Source organism: Dapis hubbardiae BLCC-M172 (assembly GCF_050016015.1).
Taxonomy (GTDB): Bacteria; Cyanobacteriota; Cyanobacteriia; order Cyanobacteriales; family Microcoleaceae; genus Trichodesmium.
The window spans coordinates 71,872-91,581 of record NZ_JBNHEQ010000064.1; the positions used below are offsets into that span (position 1 = coordinate 71,872).

The 19,710-nt window shown below is 34.0% G+C and carries 14 protein-coding genes and 1 pseudogene; 6 read left to right on the forward strand and 9 right to left on the reverse strand.

Annotated features, from left to right (window positions below; all coding sequences use genetic code 11):
- The first annotated feature begins 639 nt into the window (after positions 1–639).
- From hpsO to ACP6PK_RS06565, 3 genes are all read left to right on the forward strand, one after another.
- A complete protein-coding gene (hpsO, locus tag ACP6PK_RS06555) occupies positions 640–1,812 on the forward strand; it encodes a hormogonium polysaccharide biosynthesis glycosyltransferase HpsO (RefSeq protein ID WP_426558798.1) in 1,173 nt (390 codons plus the stop codon).
- 665 nt (positions 1,813–2,477) lie between these two features.
- A complete protein-coding gene (locus ACP6PK_RS06560; protein ID WP_426558800.1) occupies positions 2,478–3,329 on the forward strand; it encodes an alpha/beta fold hydrolase in 852 nt (283 codons plus the stop codon).
- 575 nt (positions 3,330–3,904) lie between these two features.
- The gene (locus ACP6PK_RS06565) at positions 3,905–4,519 is read left to right on the forward strand and encodes a hypothetical protein (protein WP_094675823.1); all 615 of its coding nucleotides are present in this window, start codon (positions 3,905–3,907) and stop codon (positions 4,517–4,519) included.
- 208 nt (positions 4,520–4,727) lie between these two features.
- On the opposite strand, the gene ACP6PK_RS06570 is transcribed toward ACP6PK_RS06565, so the two are convergent.
- The 7 genes and pseudogenes from ACP6PK_RS06570 to grrP all read right to left on the reverse strand — a co-directional run bounded on the left by ACP6PK_RS06570 (position 4,728) and on the right by grrP (position 11,011).
- On the reverse strand, positions 4,728–5,654 hold the full coding sequence (locus ACP6PK_RS06570) for a PrsW family intramembrane metalloprotease (RefSeq protein WP_426558803.1): 927 nt from the start codon (positions 5,652–5,654) through the stop codon (positions 4,728–4,730).
- Between the two features lie 426 nt (positions 5,655–6,080).
- A pseudogene (locus ACP6PK_RS06575) lies at positions 6,081–6,233 on the reverse strand (IS630 family transposase); the annotation flags it as partial.
- A 136-nt stretch (positions 6,234–6,369) separates the two neighbouring features.
- Positions 6,370–7,566 carry a cyclophane-forming radical SAM/SPASM peptide maturase GrrM/OscB gene (grrM, locus tag ACP6PK_RS06580; protein WP_426558805.1) on the reverse strand — a complete coding sequence of 399 codons (1,197 nt, stop codon included), beginning with the start codon at positions 7,564–7,566 and terminating at the stop codon, positions 6,370–6,372.
- 777 nt (positions 7,567–8,343) lie between these two features.
- Positions 8,344–8,745 (reverse strand): GrrA/OscA1 family cyclophane-containing rSAM-modified RiPP, encoded by a 402-nt coding sequence (grrA, locus tag ACP6PK_RS06585; RefSeq protein WP_426558807.1) that lies wholly within the window; start codon positions 8,743–8,745, stop codon positions 8,344–8,346.
- Positions 8,746–8,801: 56 nt separating this feature from the next.
- Positions 8,802–9,194, reverse strand: a complete 393-nt coding sequence (grrA, locus tag ACP6PK_RS06590) for a GrrA/OscA1 family cyclophane-containing rSAM-modified RiPP (protein ID WP_426558809.1) — start codon at positions 9,192–9,194, stop codon at positions 8,802–8,804.
- 33 nt (positions 9,195–9,227) lie between these two features.
- Positions 9,228–9,689, reverse strand: coding sequence for a GrrA/OscA1 family cyclophane-containing rSAM-modified RiPP (gene grrA, locus ACP6PK_RS06595; RefSeq protein ID WP_094675815.1), 462 nt, complete (start codon positions 9,687–9,689; stop codon positions 9,228–9,230).
- A gap of 407 nt (positions 9,690–10,096) precedes the next feature.
- Positions 10,097–11,011 (reverse strand): extracellular substrate binding-like orphan protein GrrP, encoded by a 915-nt coding sequence (gene grrP / locus ACP6PK_RS06600; protein ID WP_426558811.1) that lies wholly within the window; start codon positions 11,009–11,011, stop codon positions 10,097–10,099.
- A 2,229-nt stretch (positions 11,012–13,240) separates the two neighbouring features.
- Here grrP and ACP6PK_RS06605 point away from each other — a divergent pair.
- From ACP6PK_RS06605 to ACP6PK_RS06615, 3 genes are all read left to right on the forward strand, one after another.
- Positions 13,241–13,777, forward strand: coding sequence for a ferric reductase-like transmembrane domain-containing protein (locus ACP6PK_RS06605; RefSeq protein ID WP_426558813.1), 537 nt, complete (start codon positions 13,241–13,243; stop codon positions 13,775–13,777).
- A gap of 370 nt (positions 13,778–14,147) precedes the next feature.
- Positions 14,148–15,602 (forward strand): WD40 repeat domain-containing protein, encoded by a 1,455-nt coding sequence (locus ACP6PK_RS06610; protein WP_426558815.1) that lies wholly within the window; start codon positions 14,148–14,150, stop codon positions 15,600–15,602.
- Between the two features lie 342 nt (positions 15,603–15,944).
- A complete protein-coding gene (locus tag ACP6PK_RS06615; protein ID WP_426558817.1) occupies positions 15,945–16,232 on the forward strand; it encodes a hypothetical protein in 288 nt (95 codons plus the stop codon).
- Positions 16,233–16,279: 47 nt separating this feature from the next.
- Here the strand turns inward: ACP6PK_RS06615 and ACP6PK_RS06620 are convergent, their stop codons facing one another.
- On the reverse strand, positions 16,280–18,043 hold the full coding sequence (locus tag ACP6PK_RS06620) for an NAD+ synthase (protein ID WP_426558819.1): 1,764 nt from the start codon (positions 18,041–18,043) through the stop codon (positions 16,280–16,282).
- Between the two features lie 1,065 nt (positions 18,044–19,108).
- Positions 19,109–19,300 (reverse strand): hypothetical protein, encoded by a 192-nt coding sequence (locus tag ACP6PK_RS06625; RefSeq protein WP_426558821.1) that lies wholly within the window; start codon positions 19,298–19,300, stop codon positions 19,109–19,111.
- Positions 19,301–19,710 lie beyond the last annotated feature (410 nt).

A 19,710-nucleotide genomic window follows, 5' to 3' on the forward strand; every position in this document is an offset into this window, starting at 1 on the left:
ATGGATAATGGATAATGGATAATGGATAATGGATAATTTAATCCAAAGAAAGGGTTATTTAGGATATAAAGTGATGATAAATCAAATCAGGGGAAATGTTTTTCTTACTGTTACCTATTCCATTCTATAGCAATAATTTCGGAGTTACAACAGTTTTTGAGTCTTGGAGATATTAAAAGGGAATTAGAACAATTAATTCAAGCAATGTTGAATTTCAAAAATATATCTGATTTAGTAGCTTGGTTAGACATAACCAGGGATGAAAAATAACATAAAGTAAGTCAGAATTAGGAAAGATTTTTTTATTGGAAAAATAGATATTTTAGAAAGGAAAAAACTGAATTAAAAATCCTAACTTAAAATTTTTCCTACCTACTTAGTAGGTAGGAAAAATTAAACTTAAAATAATTACAACAAGTAAATTTACTAAAACCATTCTGAATCCTGTATCGGCGATTTCCTAGGGAATGCTCCTAATTACGCGGAAAGCGACAGCATTCGGTTTGCGCAGCATTCCGCAGGAAACGAAATCGCCCCTACGACTCTTGACTCCTCCAATTCACATTATTTCAATTATGACCAGGTACTTATATACTGTTTGATAAATACTAAATTATACAATTTTATACAATAAAAACCATGAGAATATTAATAGCTAGCCATACCTATATTGTTGACCTTAATCGGGAAAAGTTACGCGCTTTAGCTAAACTTGAACCTGGTATTGAAGTTACGGTTGTTGTACCTCAACGTTGGAATCCAAAAGGGGTACAAAGTCAAATAGTTGAAACCCAATTTATTGATGAGGGTTCTTTTCAAGTAGTACCTATTTCTAATTACAGTGAAAATAATCAAGCTTTACTAACTTTCGGTCCTGACTTAATTAGTTTGCTCCGAAAATTTAAGCCAGATATTATTCAAGTAGAACAGGGTTCTAAGGCTTTGACTTATGCTCAGTTTATTACTTTTAATAAGCTTTTAGGACTCAAGGCTAAAAATTTATTTTTCACTTGGTGGAATTTACCTTATGAACTGAAATTTCCTATTTCTTTGTTAGAAGGTTATAACCTCAGAAATACTGATGGAATTGTTGCAGGTAATAAGGATGGGGAAGATATTTTAAGAGATAGAGGTTACAAAGGTCCGATAAAAGTTATGCCTCAATTAGGAGTAGATGAAACTTTATTTAAACCAGAACCTCAAACAGAATTAAGAGAGAGTTTAGGGATTCAAGCTGATGATTTTGTGGTTGGTTTTGTGGGTCGTTTTGTTGAGGAAAAAGGATTATTAACTTTAACTAAATCTCTAGCAGGTTTACAGGAAAAAAATTGGAAATTGTTGTTATTGGGTAGGGGTGAATTACAAACAACTTTGGTGGAAACAGCAACAGCATTAGGCATTAAAGATAGGCTAATTTTCGTAGAAAGTGTGCCTCACGACCATGTACAAAAATATATTAATCTGATGAATACTTTGGTTTTGCCATCAGAAACTACTTATAAATTTAAAACTTTAACTTCTGTTGGTTGGAAAGAACAATTTGGTCATGTCTTAATTGAGGCAATGGCTTGTAGAGTTCCTGTAATAGGTTCTGATTCTGGAGAAATTCCTCATGTAATTGGGGATGCTGGTTTGGTTTTTCCAGAGGGAAATGTTGAAGAATTAAAAGACCGTTTAATGCAGTTAATGGAACAAAAAGAATTAACTGAAAGTTTGGGGCAAAAAGGTTATGATAAGGCAATGAGTCAGTATACAAATACAGCTTTAGCTAGGCAGTTATTTAGTTTTTATCAGGAGTTGGATAATGAATAATGGATAATTGATAATTAGGGGAGGTGAACAAGTTAGATAGAAATAGGGAGAGAAAATTAGATATTTAAAAAACTATTTCATTATCAATTGTTTATTATAAATTATTAGGAAAGGCAATTAAGCCTAATTGATTAATTATCAATTATCTAACGATGAATTATCCATTGTTCAGTCATTAACAATTAACAATTAATAACTAATAATTACCACTTCTTAAAAGAAGGGGATTAACTCAAAGGAAAATTTTTGATTTATCCCCTTAAAATGGGAGGCTTTGAACCTGAATTGTTGAATGAATAATTAATTGACTATCAACTATTAATGATTAACTATTAATTATTCGGTAAGCATTTCCTGCGTAATGCTACGCCAATAACCATCAGTGAGCCTCCTAATTCGTAACTCTTTTATCGGTAATTAGATTCACAAATACAGGCACTCAGATGGCATTTGTGAAGCACTAAAATATGATTTTATGGTAGAGTTGAAAGCACATTTTAATTCCATAAATCTTCAAGTAAATTGTTTTAATACCTTCACAAAAAAAGCTGATTGCTGACTGCTAATATCTGAATGCTTAATGGTTGAGTTTCAAATTTGCAGGATAAGAAGAGAAAACAATAATTTTAACGAGGATTTACAGATAACTAGGATAGAAAAAGATAATGGTAAATTACGAATATATAGAATGTAAAAACCCGAAAGGTCAGCATAGGATAGCTTATACTCAATGGGGTAATCCTCATAATGAAAGGGTGTTAATTTGTGTTCATGGTTTTAGTCGTACAGGGAGAGATTTTGACTATTTAGCAACTGCTTTGCAAGAAAAATATCGAATTATTTGCCCAGATATAGTAGGTAGAGGAAAAAGTGATTGGTTATCCAATTCATCTGATTATGGTCTACCTCTTTATATCTCAGATATTTTGACTTTAATTAATCAATTAAATCTCAGTAATATTGATTGGGTAGGAACATCAATGGGGGGTTTAATTGGAATGTTTATTGCCTCTCAAAAAAATTCTCTAATTAACAGATTAGTTATGAATGATATTGGTCCAGAGATTGTTCCTGAAAGTTTAAAACGTTGGGCTGGAAAATATTTAAGTCAAGGAAATCCTGATTTTGAGAATTTGACTCAAGTAACAGAATATGTTAGAGAATTTTATTCTGATTATGGTGCATTGACTGATTCAGAATGGGAACATATAGCTAAATATACTGTTAAAAAGACTTCCGAAGGCAAATATCAATTACACTACGATTTGTCTATTATAGATATGTTTAGAGTTAGTACAGGTGAACTAAAACCAGTTGATTTTTGGCAAATTTGGTCATCAGTAAGTTCTCCTGTATTGCTGTTACATGGTGAAGAATCTTATCTGTTGTTGCCAGAAACTATTGAGAAAATGCAATCTATTTATCCTCAAATAACTGTGAAGCATTTTCCTTGTGGTCATAACCCACCTTTATTATCAACAGACCAAATAGAGGCGATCGCCGACTGGCTGAATTAAGAAATTTTTGGTAATGCTAAACCAGTAGGGAGTTTAATAGACAGGACTTACGCAGCAACTGGGTCGGTCGAGAAAATTTCCTGAGAGCAAAAAATAATCATCAGGGCAATAAACCTGGTTTCTTGTTTGGCTGCATAAGCCCTGATATAATTGACATACTCCCGACGTTGCCCTTACGGGAAAAAGCGAGATTCTTCAGTCTGGGAAACCCTGACCGCTGTTTAGACAGAGGTGATGTCCTCCCCCTGTGTTGAGCTTTACAATAACAAAATCCTTCTAGCTTGTCAACGGCTTATGAACGTTTAGCTTATAAAGGTATCCGAATCCTGGTCCTGGCTTTCCCATACGACGCTCCCCTGCGGGAGAGCTTTGACTTCCCCGAAGGGAAGTTAAAAAATTTAGGGTAATTTATATTTATAAAGAAAATATTAAATTTTTATAATTATGTATCAGGAAAAGTTACTTAGTAATTAAGTGCAACCCCAGATGGGTTAAGGATTGGGTTATTCAACTCTATCAACATAGAATGAAAACACTACCTAAGCATTTAAACCACAAAAACTGGAGACTCCAAGATGAAATCAATACTGGCATGGGTAATTTCAGTGCTACTAGCATTGACTTGCTTCGGTATTAATCCAACTATAGCTGCTGCTCAAGAACAAGTTATCGTCATCGAAAATGATATAGAAGATGATGGTGATTGGACTGTCGGCTCAGATGATCATTTCAAACCTGATGGAATGAGTGGTTGCAGCTCTACTGCTGGTGCATACACTCTAGGGATGGCCAATAGTTTTCCTAAATACGGAGGAAAAGCCTTTGTTAATTTCGATTTTCCCTTAGTTGCTGGGGATTACGCTGTAACTATTAATGTCTGTAACTTCAATCACCCAATAGATGAGAATGGAGTACCAGCGAAACTTGCTCATGCTGATTATATTGGTTTGACTGTGGGAGGAGATAAAGAAAATCCTGGTACATTACTTACCACTGCTGTCGAAACATCTAGTTCAAAGCCTCGCCCTGAATGGACAGAAATAAAAGAATGGTCTTTTAACTATACTTTTGCAGATAACGATCCTAACTTGGGGTCTAAGATTGGCTTTTTAATAGATGTGCCTGTGAAAGGTGAGTTCTTAAATATGAGTTTTGATGACCTCAAGATTAAGATAACTCCTAAAAGCTAAAAGTTAATATTAAGTTTGAAAAGCGATCGCTCTAACTTCGTTGAGTAGGGCGATCGTTTTTCTGTTTCTTATCTAAAGTTTTATAGCGCTACGCGCTAGGGAACAGGGAACAGGGAACAGGGAACAGGGAACAGTAGACAGTAAAAGGGTTTTCCTACGGAATGCTGCGCAAACAGGATTTAAAATCTCCTAACCTTAATGCGTAGCGCTATATCAGAAGTTTTGATATTTCTTTTGCCTTTAAAATTGCTGAGACAAAAAACGCATAAGAAACTGCACCTACTGTGGCTAAAATTATCAAACTATCTCCAGTAGAATTCCACAAAGCGTGTAACAAAGAGGAAGTTAGATAACCTACTCCTAAAATTTTCCATCGCTCCTGGGGATAAATTACGCTTAAACCAATAAAATAGCCAAAGTAGCCACTGTAGGCCATGTGACCAGCGATGGAACCTAGAATTCGAGGGATGAGTAGTTGTAATCCTGCTAAATAGCCTACTCCTAATCCTAAAAGCCCTTCCCCTAATAATTCTGTGACATTTTCTACCATTCCAGGTACATATTGACCCAAGGTTTCAAACATTGTAAAGCCAACGCCGGAAGCAGTACCAATTAAAATGCCGTCTAAAGGTCCCGAGACTCCCACTTGTTCTCTGCGGGGACTGCGCAACCTATGTCCTAGCCACATACAACCAAATACGGGTAATGCTTTGAGCAATTCTTCCATTAATCCTGCCCCAAAAAACATTTTAATGAATAAAGCAGGAAAAGTTAATTGCTCCAAATTATCTGAAACATTACCAGGCAGAATACCACGAAATACAATAATAAATAGAAGTAAAATCGGGCTGGCTAAAATTACACAGGTAGCAAAACCGGAGCCAAATAATACCCACCAAGGTTTAGGTTTATCGCACAAACGGTAGACAAAATAGAAAGCTGCACCAGAAATATAACTTGCTATTAACCATTCATATAATTTTGGTATTCCCACGGAAACGAACATCAAAACGACAAAAATTACTGTGACTATGCCTGGTATTAAGTAACCTTCTTTCACTAAATATTTTTGCATTGAAGTGATAGGAATAAGTTCGGCTTTGCCTGGTTTGGAATTAGGGATTATATTTTTCATAGATTACTTTTTAGTAGTTATATCAAATCCAGTTAAACAGTTATAGATTGGTTAACTCTTCAGTAGTCAGGAGTCAGGAGTCAGGAGGAGAGAGAATCATCAAGATTTAGTAGTTATGACGATTGGATAATTTTTTTATCTCCAATCAAACAGATTTGATATTATAGCGGTTTTGACAAAGGTAGACTACAAAACTTCTTCCTTCTCTCCTAGATAATATGAGCCTTCTTCTTTTCAACCAAAATCTCTGTACTCTAAAAACATGAAAACTGCTATAAATATTTACCAAAAAATCAAGGTTTAAAGCCTCTCCTTTAAATGAGAAAAAAGAAAAGAATTTCCCTTTCAAACAATCCTCTTCTTGAAAAGAAGAGGTAATTGTTAATTATTAATTATTGAACTAACATTCGATATCATATAGCAATCCTAAATTGGTTGTGGCAAAATTCCATAATGAAAAAGTTCTGGAAAGTCGAATATTTGACCATAAGCAAAAAAGTTAAATAGCCACTTAACTATTTTAAAATAACTGCAAAGATGATAAAATTTTCTGGTTATTTTTTTGGTTTGTAACCAAATATAGCAATCCTAAATAAGTTGTAAGATTTTATCGTAGGGGTTTGGTCTCCAAACCCAAGATCCAAGAGATTTGGAGAGCAAAACCCTAGAGTTTTGTTTCACGAATGATTTCTTATGGCTATAGTATTTTTAAGTATTATCCGGCAATACCCAAGGAATTTTCTAACTCATCTAATACTAGGTCAGTAATTACTTTAATCCGATATTTACAAGCGGTGGTTTCTGTGGAATTAAATGTACCATTTTCCCAATATTTATTACTGCCTGCTCCTCCACCACAAACACCGAAATATTGACAATTTTTCTGACAATTTTCTACTCCAGCAGTCATGTCTTGATAAATTTTCTGAAATTTTTCTGTGTGGATAACTGACTCAAATGTATCTTGCAAAACGTTACCTAAAATAAAGTCTCCATAACGTTCTGTTTTTACAGATAATAATTCTGGGTCGAAGGTAGAAAAATTTCCTTGATTATCAATACTGACAATTACAAAAGGTTTATTCATGTCAGTATTTTCTAGCCGCTCATCATCATAAATTAAATTACAAATTGACTCAAATTCACGAACTTTAAATTCACCTTCTGTTTTAGCTGTCAAATCCCAAAATCTTTTAATAAAATCTCGGTAGCGTTTTTCTATGCCTAATTTATCTAAAGATGAAGACTGATGAACTCCTTCTGTTTCTTCCATATTAAATCCAACATCAGTAATGCCATTTTCCCAAAAAAAGTTAAATATTTCATCAGGATAATCTAATGAATTTTCTGTAATAACGGCAATTACACTCAAATCAATCTCATTTTTTTGTAAATAAGAAATACCGCGCATTGTGCTGGCATGACTACCTAAACCTGTACGAGTTTTACGATGAATATTATGGATGAAATCTGGTCCGTCTATACTAACTCCAACATGAACAGGATGTTGTTTAAAAAAATCACACCAAGTCTGATTAATTAATGTAGCATTAGTTTGAAAAGAATGCCATGTTTGGCAAGGTTGAGTATTATATTTTTTGTCTGCTTGATTGATAATTTCAAAGGCAGATTCATAAAAGGAAATTGGTACAGCTAGAGGTTCTCCAGCGTGCCAACAAACTGTAAAATCACAACCTAAAAAATTACTGGTGTAAATTCTTTGAAAAATTGGTTCGATTAAATCTAGGGGTAATCTATTTTTGAGTTGACGATGGGGAAGATAACAATAATCACAGTCAAGATTGCAGAAAGAGGTAGGTTGAATTACAACTAAAGAAATCGGACCAAATTTGCAGTAGTCAATATCGGGAGTAAGTTCTGTATTAGTAGGATTACATTGAATGGTGTTCATATTTTTTACTAACTAAATTAAAATCAGAATTATTGAAATTAGGAGAAATAATTATCAGGTTTTCGTAAGCATTCAGCTATAGTAATCCTAAGTGATTTGTGAGAGAAAGCTGTAGGGGTTTGGTTTCCAAATCCCATTTATGCTAGGGTTTGGAGACCAAACCCCTACGATAAAATCTTACAACCTATTTAGGATTGCTATATTAGCCGTCAGCTATCAACAATAATATCCAAATCTTAAGAACTTGCTCTAGATGAATATAGCCTTTAAAGTTGGCTTTTATAGTAAGATTTAATTTACTTCAATTAGTAAAGCTAAAGCTTTGATCTAAAACTAAAATAAATAGCTGACTGCTGAATGCTTACAGGTTTTCTATATTTAATTCACTACATTAACTAAATTGTTATTTTTTCTTCTAGCAAAAACTTTGGATAAACTTTTGTTTTGCCGAAAAATCAAGGTTTAAACTTTAAAGGAGAAACAATGAATTTATTTTCCTTTTAGGGAGAATTAATTATCAATTATTGAACTAATAATTAAGGTTTAAAGCCTCTCATAAGCAAGTAGAAACAATGAATTTATTTTCCTTTTATTCAATCCTCTTCCTTTTAGGGAGAGGTAATTATTAATTATCAATTATCCATTATTAATTATCCATTATTGAACTGCTACCTCCTGTCATCTTTTGGCTAAAACATTGATTCTATAACCTTAAAATATTAGGATAAAAATCAAAAAAGCTGACAGCTTATAGCTGAGTGCTAAATTGCTATATAATCATCGACGACGATTATAAAAGCCACCACCATCACCCCAACCATTGCGCCAGGGGTTTACATTGACAAAACTACCTCCTTTACCATCACCCCAACCACCACGACGACCATTAAGCCACCCACCACGACGACCATTTCCCCAACCTCGACGACCTCTAACATTAACCCAACCTCTACCTTTTTTACCATCACGCCAACCTATGGCAAGGCGATATGGTTCAATATTTGATGTTTCTTGAAGTTGTTCTTCTTTTTGTCTAATTGTTTGTGTAATTCTATTTAAACGATTTTCAACTGTTGGTTGAAGTTGGTAATTTTCTGTGGCATTAACTATAGGAACGTTAAGTGTTGATAAAGCTAATAAAAAACCTACCCAACTAGTTTTTGTAGAAAATTTTATCATATTTATTTTTCTGTAAATTTTGCCTAATATTTTGCCTAAAAACTACATCTAAATTATTATCGACGGTTAACAAAACCACCTCCATCACCCCAACCATTACGCCAGGGATTTACATTAGCAAAACTACCTCCTTTACCATCTTTCCAACCACCACGATTACCATTAACCCAACCTCTATTTTTACCATCACCCCAACCTCTACGACCCCTAGCATTAACCCAACTTCCACCTTTACGATCGCTCCAACCAACTGCTATTCTATCTGGTTCGACATCGGACGAATTTTGAAGTTGTTCTTCTTTTTGTTTAATAGCTGCTGTAATTCTATTGAGCCGATTTTCAACTGTTGGTTGAAGTGGGATATTTTCTGTGGCATTAGCTATGGGAATATTTAGTGTTGATAAAGCAAGTAAAAACCCTACCCAACTACTTTTTGTAGAAATTTTCATTACATTTTTTCCTGTAAAAACTAAATTTAATTGTCATCTACGAAAATTGGAAAAATTGTTGCGATTACTCCAAGTTCCACCGGGACGAGAGTTATTAAAGCCACCAGGATAATTGTAAAAACCACCCAGATCGCTCCAACTATTGCGCCAAGGATTTACATTAGTAAAACTACCGCCGTGACCATCTTTCCAATTAACACGATTACCATTAACCCAATTTCGATTTTTAGCATCACCCCAACCTCGACCTCTAGGAGTATTAACCCAATTTCGATTTCTACTATCTCCCCAACCTAATGCTATAGAGTCTAGTTCTACATCTGATGAATTTTGCAGTTGTTCTTCTTTTTGTTTAAGAGTTGTGGTAATTCTATTTATGCGATTTTCAACTGTTGGCTGAAGTGGAATATTTTCTGTGGCATTAGCTGTAGGAATATTCAGGGTTGATAAAGCTAATAAAAATCCTACCCAACTACTTTTTGTATAAAGTTGCACTAAGTTTTCTCCTGAAATTAAAATGGAATTATGTAAGCATTCAGCAGTCAGCGGTCAGCAATCAGCTAATAGCTTCATGACAATTAGAATTGATAACTAAAGCTAGTTGCTATTGTGCTTCAATTCTAGTAGTGAAAAATATAGTAGTATAGTAGAAATTCAGCAAATGTTTGCTTTATTGATTAAAAAGCTGTTAACGAAGTTCGGACCTAGGAGGCTAGCTGTTAGCTAATAGCTGTTTGCGCAGCATTCCGCAGGAAATGCTTACGGAATTATTTACCGAAAAACCAAGGTATAAAGCCTCTCCATTCATGTAGAAAAAAGAAAAAAAATTCTTTTGAGCCAATCCTATTCATTTATAAGAAGAGGGAATTATTAATTATTAATTGTTAATTATTAATTATTAATTATTTAATAATAGCTTGAGAATCAGTTTGATCAAGAGGAACTTGTTCTTTAGTAATCAGAACATTTTGGAAAAAGTTACGGATAATTGTAGGGTCTATATTGATGATTCCTTCCGGACCAAACCACTGATTAACCATTTCTTCAAAACGATTTTCTCCTACTAGGTAGCCTTGCATCATTTTGATGATTGAATAATTAACTAGATTCAGGAAAGTAGAATTATTTTCAGCAACCATACAACCCATTCCGTATCTTGCATAAGGTTGTTCTGGTACAAGTTTATAAGAATCTTTACCGAGTTCTTCTCTAATTGCATAAAGAATAACAGTATCTCCTGCTAGAGCATCAACTTTCCCTTCTTCTAAAGCATTTAATCCTTCTTCAACACTGTTAACACTTACTAAATTAGCTTGGGGTTGAATTGTTTTTATTGTTACTGCTCCAGGATTATTTGGAGCTGTACCAATGCGTTTGTTAGCTAAAGATTCTGGAGATGCCAAATTACTTTCAGAATTTACTAATAAACGGATACCTGAAACAGCATAGCTAGTAGAAAAATCTACAAATCTATCTCTTTCCCAAGTAAATGCTGTATCACAGGCAATATCAAATTCTCCACTTCTAAGTTTAGGAATTCGTTCTGAAATTTTTTCTTCTATTACAACTTGAATAATAATATCTTTACCAAGTCGTTGTTCTAGTTCTTCTTGAACAAGATTCAGTAAATCTATTGAATATCCGACTAATTCTCCTGCTTCGTTAATGTAGGAATAGGGAATTAAATCACTTCTGGTACTGATAGTCAAAACTCCTGTTCTGGCTACTTTTTCCATAACTGTTTCAGCCCTAGCAGGAACTGTAAAAAATGTTGTTAGTATTAGACTGATAATTCCAATTAATTGTTTCCTGAACATATTTTTTTCTTTCTCAAATAATTCTATAATAATTAATAAAAATATATTATACCATTTAGTAAAATTAAAGCAAAGGCCAAATATTTCTAATGGAGGCTTTTAGACACTCATTTGTAACAAATATTTATCAAATTTATCCTCAATTCTACCATTTTTTACTCATTTAATATTTTGTGATATAACTAAATATTATGTAATAAAATCAAAGCTGGGCGATCGCCACATAAATAAATATAAAAAAGTAGTTCTGTAGATGTAGTGATTTATTGTGGGAGTAGGGAACATATAGTAGGAAACAGGGAACACTTAACAGGGAACAGGGAACAGAAAATACTGCAAAATTCCTCCTTTTAAAGAAAGTCTTTCCTGGTCTAGTTGTTTTTTTCAAAAATCACTACTTGTACACCACTACCCATAAAAAAAGATGGGTTAATTCCCTGGTTGAATCATGACTCGCAGGTTGTAACCCGCAGTAAAAGTATGCTATAATTGTTGCTATAAATAAGGAGTAAAAATAAGGTTTGTCGCCACAACATAACGGCTGGTGCAGTGAAATTCTGATAGACAGGAAACAGGAATGAGATTTTTGCTCGACAGCTATTTGGGTAGCATTCCGCTGGAAAAGCAAGCAGACAGTTAAAAACAAAGCAGTGATTTATTGCTCGAATACCGACAGAGTAAAATGACTCGGAAAACCCTAAAAAAATGGTAAGAGCTACACCAGCTAAATTAATATCTGCTCAAGGAGTGTAGGAGTGTGTTGATAGGCTTACAGAATATCCCATTTGTGGTAGATAAACTATAGAATTCAGGGTATTTTAACCTGTGAAGATGTCAAATAGTTGCTTGGTATTTATGGAGATAAAAGAACCTAGATTATTTTTCCAGATAAACCAAAACTGCTATGTAAATATAATTAGTCAAGCAAAATTAATAGTATATTTGATAGCTAGTTTAAGTAGGTAGGATAAATCATTTTTAGACCTACTGCTCAAATATACAAGTAAATTTTTTCCCTATTCTCTAATACCTACTCCCTACTCCCAACTTAGTGAAATATTAAATTAATTTTGCACAGGTACTTACTTAGCCTTGATTAAAATTATTGGCTGCAAATTTTAAAATCTGCATAACCTTTGAAAACTCAGAAATATATCAGTTTAGATAACGAAATAAACTCTAAAATGATGAACCAACTCTAATCTGTGTCAGTATAGCCTTGATTAAAATTATTGGCTGCGAGTTTGACAAATTGCATAACCTCTGAAAACTCAGAAATATATTAGTTTAGACAACAAAACAAACTCTACAATTAACCAACACTGCTGTTTCATTAATTGATAATGAATAATGAATAATGGATAATTACCTCTTTAACAATTGATAATGGATAATCATTTTGGTTTTCGGCTGTCGCCGACATGGAAAGCGGAGTATTCCGAAGGAAAACGCTACGCGAAATGTTTGCGTAGCATTCCGTCAGGAAAGCTTTGAGGAACGCTTTCCGCAATTATCAATTATCCATTGGTAACCATAGCCAATATTAAAATTATTTGCTGGAAGTTTGACAAATTGCATAACCTCTGAAAACTCAGAAATATATCAGCTTAGACAACAAAACAAACTCTTAGCTGAAAATTATCAGGAGTTAGGCTAATGGCGCAAATTTATAGGTACACCTCAAACCAATTTGATAGTAGTAAACAAGTAGTAATTTTTCAGTTTATTTCCAGACAATAAAAAGTATTTACTGATAAATATCCCTACTTCTATGTAATTACTCTGAAATTACAACTTACACAACCGTGTTACTTCAGCTAATAACAAAATAAACAGAATGTCTAAGTATCCTGAATTAAACTTAGAGATTATTTATCTCTCTAATTTTCTTCTAAGTAATTATCCGGAATAAAGCTTCCATATTTGGGATATATATACAAAAGGTAATAAGTTTCAGAATATTTACACTGCTAGTAGTTGCTTTTGATGATTGAATTTAGTCATCAATTACTAGCATCAAAAATCGCGATTTCTCCCCCAAAAATTTCCAGTAATATCTTCTAGATTAGACGTAATAATTGAGCATAGTAATTCCACTGATTTAAGTCATAAAAAATAATGTTAACTTGAGCATAGATTCATTAGATAAAAATAACTACTGCAAGTAGTTATATGACTGATAAAAAATCATTGGTTAAATAAAATTTAGTAACTAAAGGAGAAAAAATTTTGGATACAGCACCACTTGCAAACTACTTAGGTTTACTCGCATTAGTATGCTATGTAATTACCCTACTACCCACAACTTTAAGGATTGTTTTTCCCAGCACAAAAAAGACCGAACTTCCTAAATTATTACTGAAATATCGTCGTCAAGTAGGTATTATTGCCTTTGTTTTTGCCCTTCTTCATGGAGTTTTGCTAGTTCTCAAGAGAAACTTTGATTTTTTTGATATCCAAACATATTGGATATATGTACAAGGAGTCGTAACTTTCATTATTTTTACACTACTAACAATCACTTCTAATGATTGGAGTATCAAAAAAATGAAGAAAAATTGGAAGAAATTACATGAACTGACTTATTTAGCAATGTTTCTCTTAGTCTGGCACGTTATAGATAAAATGTGGGGTCATTGGAGCTATCTTACTCCATTAGCAATGTTAGGAATCACAGGTATAACAGTTTTATTTATTGCCAGAAGATTGATAGAACGCAGAAAGAAATTGGCAAAAATTAAGGGTACATCAATAATTAATAATTAACAATTAATAATTAATAATTACCTCTTCTGTAATACAAGGATTAGCACTCAAGGAATTTATTTTCTTTTTTCTTCATCAGGACTTACACATAAGGTATGAAAAACTAGGATTTGAGATTGCTATCCGTTCCGGACTGCTCCACAAACCCTATGGGTTGCTATCGCAAAGCTGTCGCTAAACGCAATGACGAAAATACATTGTACTGCGTAAGTCCTATCCATGAATGGAGAGGCTTTATCCCTTAATTTTTTGGTAAACAGTAATCTGATTTTTTTGATTAGTAAAAACTAAAGGGTGCAAATTAAATTAAGAGTAAAAAGTCATCAGAAATTTTTCTAATAACTAATAATTAATAACAGGATTAAAATTTATGCTCGCTCAACCTAAACATTGGAAATATTCTACAGTTATAGCAGCAGCGACTTTAGCAACTATTAGCGGAATATGGTCGTGGCGATCGCTATCAACATCAACTAATAACTATATTCGGACATCAGAACAAAAAACTTTACCTTCCCTGACTCTTTCCGGACATCAAGCATGGGTATATGCAGTTGCCATCAGTGCTGACGGCAAAACTCTAGCAAGCAGTAGCTATGATGGTAAAATTAAAGTTTGGAATTTAACTAACGGTAAATTACTTCGTACTATAAATGCTCATGCAGATGCGATCGAATCTCTTGTTATGAGTCAGGATGGCAAAATTCTTGCTAGTGGTAGTTGGGATAACCGCATTAAACTTTGGGATCTTACAAATGGAACCCTCATCCAGACTCTTGAAGGTCATACCGATGATGTGAAAGCTATAGCAATGAGTGCTGATAGTCAGACTTTGGCAAGTGGTAGTTATAATGGCATGATTAAGCTATGGAATCTCAAAACTGGCTCTGTTAAGATGAGCATTCAACATCCAGAACCTATAACTGCTCTAGCTTTTAGTCCTGATGGCAAAATGCTTGCTAGCGCCTGTAAAAAAGGTCAAATCAAAACCTGGCAATTGAATACAGGTAAAAAACTCCACTCCTTTGCAGCACATAAAAACACAATTTGGGCGATCGCTTTTAGTCCTGATGGTAAAATGCTTGCTAGTGGTAGTCAAGACCAAAAAGTTAGGTTATGGCAAATAGAAAAAGGTCAACTTTTATCGACTTTAGAAGGACATGACAAAGCAGTTTTATCTGTTGCTTTTAGTCCTGATAGCAGAACTCTTGCTAGTAGTAGTTACGACAGAAAAATTCATCTGTGGGAGGTAGAGACAGAAGAGTTACTGGAAACATTGACAGATCATTCTAAAGCTGTTTGGTCTTTAAAGTTTAACCCCAATGGTCAAAGTCTTGCTAGTGGTAGTGCTGATGGTACTATTAAATTGTGGCCTGTATCTAGTTTGAATAGGAAACACATTTCAGAGAATGTTGCTCTTCCATCGGTTGTCAAGAAAGAAGCAGAGGTTACTGAGATAGTTCCCACTTCTGTTGTTAAGAAAGAAGCTGATATAGTTGCAATCTCAGAAATTAGTGATACAGCTAGGTTAGAGGAGTTAAACCAAAAGTTATATGACAAAATTGACCAAAGTTGGCAACAAACTCCTACTTGGTATGAGGATTTAGTTTTTCAGATGAGAGTTGATGTTGATGGTGTCATTGTCAGTTTAGAACCTATGAACCAACCAGCTAGAGATTATGTTCAACAAACACCTTTACCGAAATTGTTAAGTAGCGCTAATTCTGAAGTTACGAGTCAGAAAAAGTCTTTTGGAGTATTCCGGGTAATAATGACACCAACAGGTGTACTTGAAGTTAGTCCTTGGGGTGGTTGGTTGGAGTAGATTTGTAAGTAAGAGGAGTCAGGAGTCAGAAATATTGTAGGGGCGGGTTTCATCGAAAGCTTTGAAAGTAGCAATTATGTCAACTAAACCCGCCCCCCACAGAATTAAGTTTGTAGGGGCGGGTTTCATCGAAAGCTTTGAAAGTAGCAATTATGTCAACTAAACCCGCCCCCCACAGAATTAAGTTTGTAGCGGCGGGTTTCATCGAAAGCTTTGAGAGGAGTAATTATGTCAACTAAACCCGCCCCCCCACAGCAAGAATAACAGTAGGAGCGGGTTTAATTCAAGGAGTCAGAAATATTGTAGGGGCGGGTTTCATCGAAAGCTTTGAGAGGAGTAATTATGTCAACTAAACCGCCCCATTATCATTCGCACCAATTTCGGGGTGGGTTGGGGCGGGTTTATTTAACTTATCGGTTAATATCAATGTTGTTGGTAGAACCCGCCCCTACTGCGCAATGGTTTTGGGGGCGGTTATTTAACTTATCGGTTAATATCAATGTTGTTGGTAGAACCCGCCCCTACAAGTTTCCCTCTGGTTGTTGGGGGCGGATTTATTTTACCTATCAGTTAATATCAATGTTGTTGATAAAACCCGCCCCTACTTTCTTCTTTTATTCTGAGTCCTGACTTCCCAGAAGTAGCCTAACTATTTTTAGCAAACATTTATCAATTTGCTATGATTTATTATTCATCACTAATTTTTTAGCAATAGGCATCCGCCAACCTGTACCAAAAGCTCGCTCGCTAATTTTCAAACCAGGAGGTGCTTGTCTACGTTTAAATTCTGCCCGCATAACTAATTTCACTACCTTATTTACTACCTCTGAATCATGTCCTGCTGCAATAATTTCTGCTAAGGATTCGCAGTTTTCTACTAAGCGGAATAAAATATCATCTAATATTTCATAATCAGGTAAAGAATCTTGGTCTTTTTGGTCTTCTTTTAACTCAGCACTTGGAGCTTTAGTCAGAATATTTTCGGGAATAATATTTTGCTTTTCAGGAATTAGTAAATTTTCAGCTCCATAGAATTTTTGATTACCATTAAATGCCTGTTGATTCAACCACCGACACAAGGAATAAACGCGAGTTTTAGGAACATCAGAAATTACAGCTAATCCACCATTCATATCACCATAAAGAGTACAATAACCAACCGCCATTTCTGACTTATTGCCAGTAGATAAAAGTAAATGACCAAACTTATTAGAAATAGCCATTAATAAATTTCCCCGAATCCGAGATTGAATATTCTCTTCAGCAATGCCAAAATTTGTACCTGTAAATAAACCTCCTAAACTATTGTCATAACCTTTCATTAAATCCCCAATAGATATAACTTGTTTAGCAATACCCAAATTTTCTGCTAATTCCAAAGCATCTTTCACAGAATGTTCTGAACTGTAGGGAGAAGGCATCAAAATAGTAAAAACATTTTCTTTTCCTAATGCAGCAGTAGCGATCGCTGCGACTAAAGCAGAATCTATTCCCCCACTTAAACCTAGAACAACTTTAGAAAAACCACACTTCCGCAAATAATCTTTTACCCCTAACACCAAAGCAGACCAAATTTCTTCATCCTTGCTTTCTAGCAAATTTTTACTTTCAAAATTTTCTGAAGTTAAATCTTTTTTTGCCGAATTAAATTCTACAACTGCTAAACTTGTCTCAAAAGGTTTAGCGCGATAAATCACTTTTCCAGCACTATTAAAAACTACACTACAACCATCAAAAATCAAATCATCATTCCCACCAACTTGATTAACATAAATAATTGGTATTTGATAACGATTCGTACTATGTTCTAACATAGCCTCTCGCAATTTTTGTTTCCCAACTCGGTAAGGAGAAGCTGACATATTAATCACAAAATCAACCTGTTGTTCGGCTAATTCTTTCATCGGGTCACAAGTATAATTTCGCTTTCCCCAAAATTCTGCATCATTCCACAAATCTTCGCAAATAGTCACACCAACTTTAGCCGAAGTTTCTGATATTTCAGGAGAAATTTCTAATGTGAAAAAATCGCTACTTTTGCCCGGTTCAAAATATCGGTCTTCATCAAAGACATCATAAGTAGGTAAAAGTCGTTTATGAAATATTTGTTTGACTTTTCCATTGCTTAATAAAGCTGCACTATTAAATAAAGATTTTTCTCCTTTTTCAGCAGCTTGAGAATTAAAAGTTACAGTTCCCACTAAAACAGCTATTTCTGATGGTAAAACTTTAGCTAAACTTTCTAATTCTACAGCAGCAGCTTCTATTAAACTAGGATAAATTAATAAATCTCGTGGCGGATAACCTATTAATGATAATTCTGGAGTTATTATCAATTTAGCATCTAAACTTTGTGCTTTTTGTGCTGCTTCTAAAATTAATTTGGCATTGCCATAAATATCACCAATAATAGGATTAAGTTGAGCAATTGCTATTTTCATAATATTCGATTATTTCTACAATAAATATACTAATCCTAACTGTAACAGAAAAACCTGTTTAGAGGTGATCTACGCCTCATAGTTAGGGTATGCTGAAAAAGTCTTTTTGTAAGCATTTCCTGCGGAATGCTGCGCAAACAGCTATTAGCAGTCAGCACTCAGCAAATAATGAATAATTCCTTCTCGGGTTAAATGAGTATACTTTAGTAGTAACTTTTAGTTCTCCTTGAGGACTAATTTCTGCTTCCAAGATAATGAGTTAATAATACCATTTCTCAAAAATTTTCTACATTTTGTTGAGTGAGGGAGTAGGGGAGGAGGGGAGTGGGGGAGAAGCAAACATAAGAATAATTAACATTAAACTAGCTCAAATCAGCAAAAAAATGATTATGATTTTGCTGATTAGTTAATAACTGAAGTATCGCCCAAGTATAGTAATAATGCATGGGAATTGGTATAACTTATAGCTCATAGCTGAAGGCTGAATGCTTACGTCTTTTTTAAGGAGTAGGGGAGCGGGGGAGTAGAGGAGTAGGGAAGTAATTTTTTTGCCCAATTATTACCAGAAATGCTAAATTTTTGACCATGAAGAAATGAAAACCAGGTACTTTTTGCAGACTTAAAAAGGCTAAAAATTTTATCTGTCAATCCTTTTATATTTAATCAGCAAGTCCTAGTTATCAAGTCTAGTAGAGTTGTTAATGAAATGTAAGACTAAATTCAAAAAAGGCTGTTACATTCCAATTTGTGATTTATTTCTACAGTTTAATACTTTATGGCTTGCATTAATTGTCAAAATTAAAGTTTTTTCCTCCATTTTTTATCTATTTATCTTTCCTAGTTCCGGCGTTTCTTATCTCCTTTTACTTGTTCTGTCACTGTAGGAATATTTTATGAAAATGGTATAAAACATTGTCTATTACAAATATTACTATCTTACAGCGCTTTTCACTTAAGTAGACCACAATGTAGGGACGTTCCATGGAACGTCCCTACAGGATTATCATTTTTTTATGTGGTTTATTAACCTGAAAATGGCTGTAAATATTTCGGTGCGTTACACTACTATACTTTAAGTAAACTAATTAAAATACCGAAAATTTTCGATAAATTATTGATAGAATATTCCTCCAAATCTACAGTTATAGTTTGAGACTCTAGCTCTAAAAATTGCCAAACTGTTCCTGTTGTCACAACACCATAATTTTTATTAATATTGTTGCCTTTTCTTTGATTAAAAATTTGAGCAGCTAGCATCTCTGCAATACATTGAGAAAAACCAGATTTCAGATTATCGTTTTTTGCCTCTACTAAGGCAATAACTGGTGCTTCAATAACAACTTTTCTCGTAGAATAACTAATAATAAAATCACAAAAACCATTTAAACCTTGGTCAGGATTAACGTTAAATTCTATTCCTGAAAAAATGCTAATTTGATTATTTAGTTGTTTCTTTACCTCTACTAAAATTGGTGCAACAATTAACTCAGAACGTGCTTTTTATGAACCAATAGCAACTGCTAAAGGTACATAGTCTTGGAAAAGTTATTGTAATATTTTACTAGGTAAAACTTCAGGAAAATTGTTGAATTAACCCTGGAATTCGACTAAATTTAGATTAAAATTTGTTAGTAGTTCATCTAATTTAAATTTACTGTAAGGCATTT

Excerpts from the sequence above, each read along its gene's own strand:
- ACP6PK_RS06615 (WP_426558817.1), top strand. The coding sequence starts at position 15,945 with ATGTCAACTAAACCGCCCCATTATCATTCGCACCAATTTCGGGGTGGG.
- ACP6PK_RS06625 (WP_426558821.1), bottom strand. The coding sequence starts at position 19,300 with ATGCTAGCTGCTCAAATTTTTAATCAAAGAAAAGGCAACAATATTAAT.
- ACP6PK_RS06610 (WP_426558815.1), top strand. The coding sequence starts at position 14,148 with ATGCTCGCTCAACCTAAACATTGGAAATATTCTACAGTTATAGCAGCA.
- ACP6PK_RS06565 (WP_094675823.1), top strand. The coding sequence starts at position 3,905 with ATGAAATCAATACTGGCATGGGTAATTTCAGTGCTACTAGCATTGACT.
- hpsO (WP_426558798.1), top strand. The coding sequence starts at position 640 with ATGAGAATATTAATAGCTAGCCATACCTATATTGTTGACCTTAATCGG.
- ACP6PK_RS06560 (WP_426558800.1), top strand. The coding sequence starts at position 2,478 with ATGGTAAATTACGAATATATAGAATGTAAAAACCCGAAAGGTCAGCAT.
- grrA (WP_426558807.1), bottom strand. The coding sequence starts at position 8,745 with ATGATAAAATTTTCTACAAAAACTAGTTGGGTAGGTTTTTTATTAGCT.
- grrA (WP_426558809.1), bottom strand. The coding sequence starts at position 9,194 with ATGAAAATTTCTACAAAAAGTAGTTGGGTAGGGTTTTTACTTGCTTTA.
- grrP (WP_426558811.1), bottom strand. The coding sequence starts at position 11,011 with ATGTTCAGGAAACAATTAATTGGAATTATCAGTCTAATACTAACAACA.
- ACP6PK_RS06620 (WP_426558819.1), bottom strand. The coding sequence starts at position 18,043 with ATGAAAATAGCAATTGCTCAACTTAATCCTATTATTGGTGATATTTAT.
- grrM (WP_426558805.1), bottom strand. The coding sequence starts at position 7,566 with ATGAACACCATTCAATGTAATCCTACTAATACAGAACTTACTCCCGAT.
- ACP6PK_RS06570 (WP_426558803.1), bottom strand. The coding sequence starts at position 5,654 with ATGAAAAATATAATCCCTAATTCCAAACCAGGCAAAGCCGAACTTATT.